This is a genomic window from Arthrobacter sp. SPT-J7 (assembly GCF_059089965.1).
Map to the genome: position 1 here is coordinate 1 of NZ_JBNHFF010000112.1, position 10,471 is coordinate 10,471.

A 10,471-nucleotide genomic window follows, 5' to 3' on the forward strand; every position below is an offset into this window, starting at 1 on the left:
GGCCGCGGCGGCCAGCAGCCGGAGGTTGCCCCGGCAGCGGCGGTGCACGTCCACACAGTCCACCCGGACCCCTCGGAGGCTGAACGGCATGCCAAGGCGGAGGCCACCAGGCTGGCCCTTGCCAACATCGCGGCCGCCGCGCATGCAGCGCACCTGCACGATGACGAAGTGGCGGCTGCCAAGCAGGCGGCGGAGCAGCCGGTCGCTGCCTCTGCAGCTGAGGCTGCAAAGCGCGACGACGAAGCCCGCCAGGCTGCCGTGCTCACCTTCGGCGGCGAGAAGGTGGTGTTGCCGTTCGTGGGGCACGCTGAAGAGCAGCAGCAGAAACCGGCCCTGACCCTGGACCGGCTCGCTGAGGCCTTCGCCCACCTGGGCGAACCGGCGGCGGACGAAGCCGGGCAGGAGCAACCGGAGCAGGTAGAAGCCGGGCAGGCGGAACCGGAGCAGGTAGAACCCGAGCAGACGCCGGCGGAGCCCGTCCAATCAGTGGAGCCGGCTCGGGCGCCCGCTGCCGCAACGCCCGCGAAGGATTACAGCGACCACACCCTGGAGCAGTCCCGGCAGCGCCGGCCGCGGCGCAACCGCAGCGCCAGCCGCGCCCAGGGGGCTGCCAACGAAACGGCTGTGCAGCATCACGAAAACGTGACGGCAGCCGCCACGGGGCATACCCACGAGGCCAAGGCCCCGGAACCGTCCGGTGCCGGGGCCTTGAGTGAGGGCAATGCGGGCACCGCGAAGCCGGCCACAAAGACGGCCGAGGCGCCCATCATCCTGGGCGTCGGGGTTCCGGCCTCGGAGCTCTAAGCGTCACCGGCGTTGAATACGTAAATGCCCGGCCAGCCACAGCAGTGGCCGGCCGGGCATTCCGCGTTTGAGGTCAAGGAGGCAAGGGCAGTGCGGCCTTTCGGGACACGGCGCCCTGTAGCAATGTGTCACCTTCGGCTCGCGCCAGGCGAAAAAGCTAGGCTTGGTAACCGACACGGGGTGCCGCGCAAAAAGCCGGCTGAGATTCACACCCGTTGAACCTGTCCGGCTAGCACCGGCGAAGGGATGTCTCTTGTCTACGACTCTTGTAATGCCCACTGCCACCTCGGCGATCTTCCCCGCGGCACCCACACCCCCGGGCAGGCCCGTCCCCCGGGTCCTTGCCATTGCCGGCTCCGATCCTTCCGGCGGAGCCGGTATCCAGGCCGACCTGAAGAGCATCGCCGCGCTGGGCGGCTACGGCATGGCTGCCATCACTGCCCTGACGGCCCAGAACACCTGTGGAGTCCGGTCCGTTCATGTGCCGCCTGCAGCGTTTTTGGGGGAGCAGCTCGATGCAGTCAGTGACGACATCGGCATCGACGCCGTGAAGATCGGAATGCTGGGCAGTGCCGGGGTGATCGAGGCAGTGGAGGCGTGGCTCCGGAAGGTGCGCCCCGCCGTCGTGGTCCTTGACCCGGTGATGGTGGCCACCAGCGGCGACCGGCTGCTGCAGCAATCCGCCGAGGCGGCACTGCGTGGGCTTTTGCCGTTGGCCCACCTCATCACCCCCAACCTGGCGGAGCTCGCCATGCTCGTTGGCGGGGAACTGCAGGACACCTGGGCCGGCGCGCTGGAACAGGGCCGCGCCCTCGCTGCTGCCACCGGTGCAACAGTGTTGGTCAAGGGCGGCCACCTGGACGGCAACGAGTGCCCCGATGCGCTGGTGAACACCACAGGCCTTCTGTCCGACGAAGTAGTGGTGGTGCCCGGGAAGCGGGTGGCAACAGGAAACAGCCACGGCACTGGCTGTTCCCTGTCCTCCGCCATGGCAACCACCCAGGCTCGGCTGGGGGACTGGGAGGTGTCCCTCCGGGAAGTCAAGCCCTGGCTGTCCGGCGCGCTGGAGGCATCCGGAGCGCTGGAGGTGGGAACAGGGAACGGCCCGGTGCACCACTTCCACCACCAGCCGCCGTTGCTTTCCGAAGGGAGTTTCGCCGCACAGCTGTGGCGTGAGGCGCAGCAGGACCTGGACGACATTTATGCCCTGGACTTCATCCGCAACCTGGCCTCGGGCAGCCTGCCGGAAAAGCAGTTCGCGTACTACCTCGCCCAGGACGCCATCTACCTCAACGGCTATTCACGCGTGCTGGCCAGGTCCAGTGCACTGGCACCCACCGAGGCAGAGCAGCTCTTCTGGGCTGCCTCTGCCCGGCAGTGCCTGGACGTTGAGTCCGAGCTGCACCGCTCCTGGCTGAGCACCCGAGCCGTCCAGCCCCGGCTCGGCCCCGTGACCAAGTCCTATGTGGACCACCTGACCGCGGCATCCGCGTCGGGCAGTTATGCAGTCCTGGCGGCGGCCGTCCTGCCCTGCTTCTGGCTCTACGCGGAGGTGGGCGCAACGCTTCACGCCCGGTTCGTTGCCGCCGGTGAACCACCGGCACACCCGTACGCGGACTGGCTGCGCACCTACGCCGACGAAGACTTCGCAGCTGCCACCCGCAGGGCCATTGGGATTGTGGACGAAGCAGCCCGCCTGGCTTCGGCAGCGGAGCGGGCAGCCATGGTCACGGCGTTTAGGCAGTCCTGCCGCCTGGAAGTGGACTTCTTCGACGCGCCGCGCCTGTACTCCTGAGGCACTGTCCGTTGCCTTGCCGGTACTATGGTGGGGCACGGTGCGGACGTCGGAGTTGAGCTGTGGTACCTATCACAGTCCACCCGCCGGAACCAGCCTCATTTGCGGCCGAAGGCAAAATTAGCGTATTCTAGATCTTCGGTGCTTACGCCAACACTTGGGTTATGACCCCACGGCGTTGAGGCACAGCGAGAAACCAGGCTTTTACAGGTCGGTTCCGCACGCAAATTTAGTAATAAACGTCGAGAGAAGTGAGTTCCCAAGTGGTGTACGCGATTGTCCGCGCAGGCGGCCGCCAAGAGAAGGTTTCCGTTGGAGACTTCGTTACCCTGAACCGCGTCGCCGGTGGAGCTGGCAGCACCATTCAGCTGCCCGCACTGCTCCTGGTTGACGGTGACAAGGTCACCTCTGCCGCTGCTGACCTGGCCAAGGTAACTGTTACGGCTGAAATCTTGAACGACCTCCGTGGTCCGAAGATTGTGATCCAGAAGTTCAAGAACAAGACCGGTTACAAGAAGCGCCAGGGTCACCGCCAGGAACTGACCAAGGTCAAGATCACTGGTATCCAGTAACCTTCGTTACTGTTCAGGTTTTTCAGCAGATCCCCAGAATTTAGAGGCAGGCATTTCAGATGGCACATAAAAAGGGCGCGAGCTCCACTCGCAACGGTCGTGATTCCAACGCTCAGTACCTCGGCGTAAAGCGCTTCGGCGGCCAGGTTGTTTCCGCCGGCGAGATCATCGTCCGCCAGCGTGGCACCCACTTCCACCCGGGCGCCGGCGTTGGCCGTGGCGGCGACGACACCCTGTTCGCACTGACCCCGGGAGCCGTCGAGTTCGGCACCCGCCGCGGTCGTCGCGTCGTCAACATCGTTGCTGCTGCAGCTGCAGAGTAACAAATAGTTCTGAAGCGGTGGAGCGGGCCAGATGGTCCGCTCCACTGTTCTTTTAACCGCATTACAATCGTCTTGGCGCCCGCGGCGTCCAGGAAACAGCACTGAGGAGATCCACGTGGCCAGCTTTGTAGACCGGGTAGTACTGCACGTATCCGGCGGTAGCGGCGGCCACGGGTGTGTCTCCGTTCACCGCGAGAAATTCAAGCCCCTGGGCGGTCCCGACGGCGGCAACGGCGGCAACGGCGGCGACGTGATCCTTCGCGTGGACCACCAGACCACCACGCTCCTGGACTACCACCACGCACCCCACCGCCACGCCAGCAACGGCGGCCCGGGCATGGGCGACTGGCGCGGCGGCAAGAACGGCGAGACGCTCATTCTCCCCGTCCCGGACGGCACCGTGGTCAAGTCCAAAGACGGCACCGTCCTCGCGGACCTTGTCGGAGAAGGCGCCGAGTACGTAGCCGCAGCAGGTGGCATCGGCGGCCTGGGCAACGCGGCGCTTTCATCGCAGAAACGCCGCGCTCCGGGATTCGCCCTGCTCGGCATCGAAGGCGAATCCAGCGATATTGTCCTGGAACTGAAGTCGATCGCCGACATCGCCCTGGTGGGTTTCCCGTCCGCCGGCAAGTCCAGCCTCATCGCCGCCATGTCCGCGGCCAGGCCAAAGATTGCCGACTACCCCTTCACTACTCTTGTTCCCAACCTTGGCGTCGTCCAGGCCGGGGATGTCCGCTTCACCATCGCCGACGTCCCGGGCCTTATCGAAGGCGCCAGCGAGGGCAGGGGACTGGGCCACCATTTCCTGCGCCACGTGGAGCGTTGCGCGGCGCTGGTCCACGTCCTGGACTGCGGCACCCTGGAATCGGACCGCGACCCCCTCTCCGACCTCGCCGTCATTGAGGCCGAGCTGGAAAAGTACGCTGTTGACATGAGCTACGCCGGGCAGGATGGCGAAGTTGTTCCGCTGAACCACCGCCCCCGCCTGGTGGCGCTGAACAAGGTGGACCTGCCCGACGGCAAGGACATGGCAGACTTTGTGCGCCCGGAACTTGAATCCCGCGGCTACCAGGTGTTTGAAGTGTCCGCCACAAGCCATGAGGGCCTGCGCCAGCTCGGTTTCGCCATGGCTGGAATCGTCAAGGCGGCACGTGATGCCGTCGCCGCTGCGCCGCCCAAGGTGCAGCCTGCCGTGCTGCGCCCGCGTGCGGTCAATGAGTCGGGCTTCAAGATCCGCCGTGAGGAGAAGGGCCTCGAGCCCCTGTTCCGGGTGATCGGTGAAAAGCCGGAGCGCTGGGTCAAGCAGACGGACTTCACCAACGAGGAAGCCATCGGCTACCTTGCTGACCGCCTCGCGAAGCTTGGCGTGGAGACGGAACTGTTCAAGCAGGGCGCCAAGCCCGGCGATACCGTGGTTATCGGCGAGGACGACGGCGTCGTCTTCGACTGGGAGCCCACCATGATGGCAGGCGCGGAGCTCCTCGCATCACCGCGCGGTACCGACGTCCGGTTCGCTGATCTCGGTGACCGCCCCACCCGTGGCCAGAAGCGTGAAGAGCAGCAGGAACGTAAAGACGCCAAGGCCGCCGCCCGCGCCGAACTGGAAGCGGAACGCAAGGCAGGCATCTGGACCGAGTCAGTGAGCGGCCGCAGGGTCGCCAAGCCCATCAAGGAGAGTGGACTGGACGCAGGCGATGAGTTCTAGGGCTGCAGCCGCGGAACCGCTTGCCCGGTCGGTGGACAGGAGTGTGCTGGCCAAGGCTGGACGCGTGGTGGTCAAGGTGGGTTCCTCATCGCTGACCAGCATCAAAGGCGGCATTTCCGAGGAATCCTTGACGGCCCTGGCCGACGCCCTGGCTGCCAAGCGGAATACGGGAACCGAGATCATCCTTGTGTCCTCGGGCGCCATCGCCGCGGGCCTGGCTCCGCTGGGGCTTGCCAAGCGTCCGCGTGACCTGGCCACGCAGCAGGCGGCCGCCAGCGTAGGCCAGGGCCTGCTGATGGCCCGCTACACCCAGGCGTTTGGCGCACATGGCGTCACCGTCAGCCAGGTCCTGCTGACCGCCGAGGACCTGATGAGGCGCAGCCAGCACAACAATGCATTCCGAGCCCTGGACCGCCTGCTCAACCTCGGGGTGGTTCCCGTGGTGAACGAGAACGACACCGTCGCCACGCACGAGATCCGGTTCGGCGACAACGACCGCCTCGCCGCCCTGGTGGCGCACCTGGTTCGGGCCGATGCGCTGGTGCTGCTGTCCGACGTCGACTCCCTGTACGACGGCCCGCCGTCACTTGGTGCCAGGAGGATCCCACTCGTTGAAGGCCCCCATGACCTGGAAGGCGTCTCCATCGGCAAGGCCGGCAAAGCCGGCGTAGGAACCGGCGGCATGCTGACCAAGGTGGAGGCGGCAACCATGGCTGCCGGCTCGGGCATTCACGCACTGGTCACATCGACGCCCAACGCCGCTGCTGCGCTGAACGGCGAAGACGTAGGGACCTGGTTCACCGTCAACGGAGCCCGCAAACCGGTCCGCCTGCTGTGGCTGGCGCACGTGGCGTCCGTGCAGGGCCGCCTGGTCCTGGACGACGGCGCCGTGAAGGCTGTGCGCCACCACCGCACGTCGCTGCTGCCGGCGGGGATCTCCGCGGTGCACGGCGACTTTGAAGCGGGCGACGCCGTTGAGATCGCCAGTGCCGACGGCACCGTGGTGGCCCGCGGACTGGTGAACTACTCGTCTGCCGAGCTTCCCCAGATGCTGGGCAGGTCTACCAGGGACCTTGGTGAGGCGCTGGGCAGCGGCTACGACCGTGAAGTTGTTCATGTAGATGACCTCGTGCTGGTTTGAGCTCCAGGCTCGCCTAAACTTGGAACATGACTGAGGCCCTGATCCACAAGACCGCTGAAAACTCCGGAGACACTGCTGCGCCTGCCAGTGTTCCTCCCGTCGAGTCACCCGCAGCCCCGGTCCCGGCTGAGGTTCCGCTGTCCGCCGGCGACGTCGAAGCAGCAGTCCACGCCATCGCTGACCGATCGCGCCAGGCAGCCCGCCGGATGGCCATGGCGAACCGCGCCTGGAAGGACCGGGCGCTCCGCGCCGTCGGTGCGGCCCTGCTGGAGAGCACTGCGGCAATCCTGTCCGCGAACGCGAAGGACGTGGCAGCAGGAAAGGCCAACGGAACTTCAGCTGCCATGCTGGACCGGCTCACTTTGACTGAAGCCCGGATCGCAGGGCTCGTGGCGGCCCTGGAGAACCTCGCCGGTTTGCCCGATCCGGTGGGCAACGTGGTCCGCGGACAAACCCTCCCCAACGGGCTGCGCCTTCGGCAGGTCAACGTACCCATGGGTGTTGTGGCCGCTATTTACGAGGCACGGCCGAACGTGACCGTGGACATCGCCGGGCTTGCCCTCAAGAGCGGCAACGCCGTGATCCTGCGTGGAGGCAGCGCTGCGGAGGCCACCAACCACGTGCTGGTGCGCCTGCTGCGCGAGGCACTCGAATCGGTCGGCCTGCCTGCCGATGCCGTCCAGACAGTTGACCAGTACGGCCGCGCCGGTGCCAACGTCCTCATGCGTGCCCGCGGCAGGGTGGACGTGCTCATTCCCCGCGGCGGCCGTGAACTTATCCAGACAGTGGTCACCAACTCCGCCGTTCCGGTCATCGAGACAGGGGAGGGGAACGTGCATATCTTCATCGACGAGTCCGCCGATGAGGACATGGCCGTGGAGATCCTCCTGAATGCCAAGACGCAGCGGCCCAGCGTCTGCAATACGGTCGAGACCCTGCTGGTCCACTCCGGCTCAACGGTGCTGCCCGCCGTCGCCGCCGCCCTGGGCAAGGCCGGCGTCCGGCTGCACGCCGATGAGCGCATCCGGGCCTCCCTTCCCGCATCCATCGACTCCGAACCCGCCACCGACGAGGACTGGGGCACCGAGTACATGGACCTTGACCTTGCTGTTGCCATGGTGGACAGCCTGGACGAGGCTGTAAAGCACATCCGCACCTGGTCAACGGGGCACACCGAGGCAATCCTGACCAATGACCTCGCCAACGCCGAGCGGTTCATTGCCGAAGTGGATTCCGCGGCCGTCATCGTCAACGCTTCCACCAGGTTCACCGACGGCGGGGAACTTGGCCTTGGCGCGGAGGTGGGAATCTCCACCCAGAAGCTGCATGCGCGGGGTCCGATGGGCCTGACCGAACTCACTACCACCAAGTGGATCGTCCAGGGCGAGGGCCAGGTCCGCGGGTAGCAACGCGGTAACATAGACCAGAAGTCAGAAACGGCGGAGCTTTCCGCTGCCACAATCGTTTGAACCCAAGGGGAGAAAATGCTGTTCCAGCAGATTGCCACGACCATCGCCGAAGGCGAAGAACACGAACTCGCCCCGCTGTGGGCTGAGCCGTGGGTCTTCGGAGTGGTCACGTTCGCCATCCTGCTGGTGATGATGTTCATCACCCTGTCCTACTCAAACCTTGGAAAGCGCCACGCTGCCACCGAGGAGCACGCGGATCCGCACCGCCAGCACCCCAACAAGCACGATCACGGGCAGGGCCACTAACATTTCCCGCGTTCTTCACCACAACGGAGCCAACGGCAGACTGCGCCTGGGCGTCATGGGCGGGACTTTTGACCCCATCCACCATGGCCACCTGGTGGCAGCCAGCGAAGTGGCTGCCGAGTTCGACCTGGACGAAGTGGTTTTTGTCCCCACCGGCCAGCCCTGGCAGAAGTCCCACAAACAGGTCAGCGAACCCGAGCACCGCTACCTCATGACCGTCATTGCCACGGCTTCCAACCCGCGGTTCACGGTCAGCAGGGTGGACGTCGACCGTCCCGGGCCCACCTACACCATCGACACCTTGCGTGACCTTCGGGCCCAGCGCCCGGACGCGGATCTTTTCTTTATCACCGGCGCCGACGCGCTGGCGCAGATCCTGTCCTGGAAGGACATCGACGAGTTGTGGTCACTGGCCCACTTCGTAGGGGTTACCCGGCCGGGGCACGTGCTGGACGGTATGGGCAGGAAAGACGTCAGCCTCCTTGAGGTGCCCGCCATGGCCATCTCATCGACGGACTGCCGTTCCCGGGTGGCGGCGAACAACCCGGTGTGGTACCTCGTGCCGGACGGGGTGGTCCAGTACATCGCCAAGTACGGCCTTTATCTGGACGCCCCGGCGGCTGCCAATGCTCCAACCTCCGAAGCAAGCGAACCAGCCAGCACTGAATGAGTTCTCTATGAGTCAGGAACAGCCCCCCATCCGCAGCCGCCGGGAACTCCGGAAGGCCAGGGATGCGCAACAGCCATCCGTGTCCACAGCCACGGATCAGCTTTCGCTTGCCACGAAAAAGCCCGCGGCAAGCCGTCCTGCGCCGGGCACACCGGCACTGGCTCCTGAGCAGACACACACCCAGCGTTCCTCGCAGATCCGGGCGCGGGACCGTGCTGCCCTGCGCACTATCAAGGAGCTGGAAGAAAAAGAGGACCAGCTGGCAGCTGGAGGCCCGCCCACCCGACGCCAACTCCGCCTGCAGCAGCTCAAGGAACAAGCGCTTACCGCTGCCACCCCCATCGTTGCCCCCGCCGGGCCGGTCGACGCCGGTGCCAAGGTCCCCGCATCTCCTGCCTCCAGGGAGAATGTCGCAGGGGAGCAGGATTCCCCCGGCGCAAACAGTGCACCCTCGCCGATCTCCGATGCCCCTCACGGCATGACTGTCGAACAGGCGTTGGCAGCGAGGGTGCTTATTGCCGAGCAGGCCAAGAACCAGATCGCGAAGATGGAGCACATCGCCTCTCTCGATCCCGAAGCCGTGGACCCCGAGATCCTGGCGGAACAGATCGCCCTGGCTGAGCGCGCGGCCGTGCTGAACCGGCGGGCCATGGCCAAGCAGAAGCTTGCCGAGCAGACCGGCCTCCCTGCCCTTGCCAATGACTCGTCCGCAGAACTTGCACAGCAGCAGCAGGGACCGAAGGCGGCACCCGGGCCGGCGCAGCGGTCCGCACCCTCGACCGCCAGCAACCTCGCCATGGTCACCCCTTTGGAATTCGTGCAGGTGCCGGGCGTTGACCGGCCGGTTATGAAACCGCCGGCAACAAGCCACGTACCGGTCACTACCCGGCCTGGTACGAAAGTTCCGCCGTCCAGTACCAAGAAGCGGCGTCCGGCCGGGGGTGCCCGGCCGGCAGCGTCCGACGCCGGACCCGGCCGCTCACAGGTCATAGCCCGTGCGGAGGCAGCCGCCAGGGCTGCAGCCCGGCCCAGGCCCGCTGTCCTGCCACCGGCTGTGACGGCGGAGAGCCACGGCGAGGACGCCTTCAAGGACCTGCCCCCGGTTCCGGCCCGGTCGGCCCACGGACTGGATCCGCTGGACGCGGCAACGGCGGGGCTGGCCCGCGCCTCGCGCAACCGCATCCTCCAGTTCTGTGTTCTGGCCTTCGGGATTTTGGCCCTCGTCTCGGGCATCTTCCTGATCATCAGCGGAATGTCCCGCTAACCGGCACTGCCGGCCCCATCAGCTTTCTAACCAACAAGGAGTCCCGTGACTGCATCAGATTCATCCATCATCACAGCCCGCGTTGCCGCCAAGGCAGCCGCGGACAAGATTGCCCAGGACATTGTGGCCCTCGACGTGAGCGAACGCCTCGCCCTTGCCGACGTTTTCCTCATTGCCTCGGCCCCCAGCGAGCGGCAGGTCAACGCTATCGTTGACGGAATCGAAGAAGAACTCGCCAAACAGGATCTGCGCCCCGTCCGGCGCGAAGGGCGCTCCGGCGGACGCTGGGTACTGCTTGACTACTCGGACATCGTCATCCACGTCCAGCATGAAGAAGACCGGGTCTTTTACGCACTGGAGCGCCTGTGGAAGGACTGCCCCGTGGTGGATCTCCAGCTTGGGGATGACGCATCGGCGAAAGCTTCCGCCTCCACCGAGACGGAGTAATTAGGCGGAAACCAGTCGAATATGCCCGAGTTGGA

The 10,471-nt window shown here is 65.8% G+C and carries 10 protein-coding genes, 1 pseudogene and 1 riboswitch; all 11 genes and pseudogenes read left to right on the forward strand.

Annotation, left to right across the window (positions count from 1 at the left end):
* Nucleotides 1–804: pseudogene (locus tag AC5RWX_RS25660) on the forward strand (ribonuclease E/G); the annotation flags it as partial.
* Nucleotides 805–970: 166 nt separating this feature from the next.
* A riboswitch (TPP riboswitch) is annotated at nucleotides 971–1,068 on the forward strand.
* Nucleotides 1,069–1,075: 7 nt separating this feature from the next.
* Nucleotides 1,076–2,599, forward strand: a complete 1,524-nt coding sequence (gene thiD, locus AC5RWX_RS25665) for a bifunctional hydroxymethylpyrimidine kinase/phosphomethylpyrimidine kinase (RefSeq protein ID WP_494099106.1) — start codon at nucleotides 1,076–1,078, stop codon at nucleotides 2,597–2,599.
* Between the two features lie 263 nt (nucleotides 2,600–2,862).
* Nucleotides 2,863–3,171, forward strand: coding sequence for a 50S ribosomal protein L21 (rplU, locus tag AC5RWX_RS25670; protein WP_142045052.1), 309 nt, complete (start codon nucleotides 2,863–2,865; stop codon nucleotides 3,169–3,171).
* A 59-nt stretch (nucleotides 3,172–3,230) separates the two neighbouring features.
* Nucleotides 3,231–3,494: a 50S ribosomal protein L27 gene (gene rpmA / locus AC5RWX_RS25675; protein ID WP_009372867.1), complete on the forward strand. Its 264-nt coding sequence runs from the start codon at nucleotides 3,231–3,233 to the stop codon at nucleotides 3,492–3,494.
* Between the two features lie 115 nt (nucleotides 3,495–3,609).
* The gene (gene obgE, locus AC5RWX_RS25680) at nucleotides 3,610–5,199 is read left to right on the forward strand and encodes a GTPase ObgE (protein ID WP_494099107.1); all 1,590 of its coding nucleotides are present in this window, start codon (nucleotides 3,610–3,612) and stop codon (nucleotides 5,197–5,199) included.
* Nucleotides 5,189–6,340 (forward strand): glutamate 5-kinase, encoded by a 1,152-nt coding sequence (gene proB / locus AC5RWX_RS25685; protein ID WP_494099108.1) that lies wholly within the window; start codon nucleotides 5,189–5,191, stop codon nucleotides 6,338–6,340. Before obgE ends, proB begins: the two co-directional genes overlap by 11 nt.
* Before the next feature lie 26 nt (nucleotides 6,341–6,366).
* Nucleotides 6,367–7,746: a glutamate-5-semialdehyde dehydrogenase gene (locus AC5RWX_RS25690; RefSeq protein ID WP_494099109.1), complete on the forward strand. Its 1,380-nt coding sequence runs from the start codon at nucleotides 6,367–6,369 to the stop codon at nucleotides 7,744–7,746.
* A 78-nt stretch (nucleotides 7,747–7,824) separates the two neighbouring features.
* Nucleotides 7,825–8,055: a hypothetical protein gene (locus AC5RWX_RS25695; RefSeq protein ID WP_494099110.1), complete on the forward strand. Its 231-nt coding sequence runs from the start codon at nucleotides 7,825–7,827 to the stop codon at nucleotides 8,053–8,055.
* Between the two features lies 1 nt (nucleotide 8,056).
* Complete coding sequence (gene nadD, locus AC5RWX_RS25700) at nucleotides 8,057–8,725, forward strand: nicotinate-nucleotide adenylyltransferase (RefSeq protein WP_373461673.1); 669 nt, start codon at nucleotides 8,057–8,059, stop codon at nucleotides 8,723–8,725.
* Nucleotides 8,726–8,732: 7 nt separating this feature from the next.
* Nucleotides 8,733–9,989, forward strand: coding sequence for a hypothetical protein (locus AC5RWX_RS25705; RefSeq protein WP_494099111.1), 1,257 nt, complete (start codon nucleotides 8,733–8,735; stop codon nucleotides 9,987–9,989).
* A gap of 45 nt (nucleotides 9,990–10,034) precedes the next feature.
* On the forward strand, nucleotides 10,035–10,436 hold the full coding sequence (gene rsfS, locus AC5RWX_RS25710) for a ribosome silencing factor (protein ID WP_494099112.1): 402 nt from the start codon (nucleotides 10,035–10,037) through the stop codon (nucleotides 10,434–10,436).
* The last annotated feature ends 35 nt before the right edge of the window (nucleotides 10,437–10,471 follow it).

Excerpts from the sequence above, each read along its gene's own strand:
- thiD (WP_494099106.1), top strand. The coding sequence starts at position 1,076 with ATGCCCACTGCCACCTCGGCGATCTTCCCCGCGGCACCCACACCCCCG.
- rpmA (WP_009372867.1), top strand. The coding sequence starts at position 3,231 with ATGGCACATAAAAAGGGCGCGAGCTCCACTCGCAACGGTCGTGATTCC.
- proB (WP_494099108.1), top strand. The coding sequence starts at position 5,189 with ATGAGTTCTAGGGCTGCAGCCGCGGAACCGCTTGCCCGGTCGGTGGAC.
- AC5RWX_RS25690 (WP_494099109.1), top strand. The coding sequence starts at position 6,367 with ATGACTGAGGCCCTGATCCACAAGACCGCTGAAAACTCCGGAGACACT.
- AC5RWX_RS25695 (WP_494099110.1), top strand. The coding sequence starts at position 7,825 with ATGCTGTTCCAGCAGATTGCCACGACCATCGCCGAAGGCGAAGAACAC.
- AC5RWX_RS25705 (WP_494099111.1), top strand. The coding sequence starts at position 8,733 with ATGAGTCAGGAACAGCCCCCCATCCGCAGCCGCCGGGAACTCCGGAAG.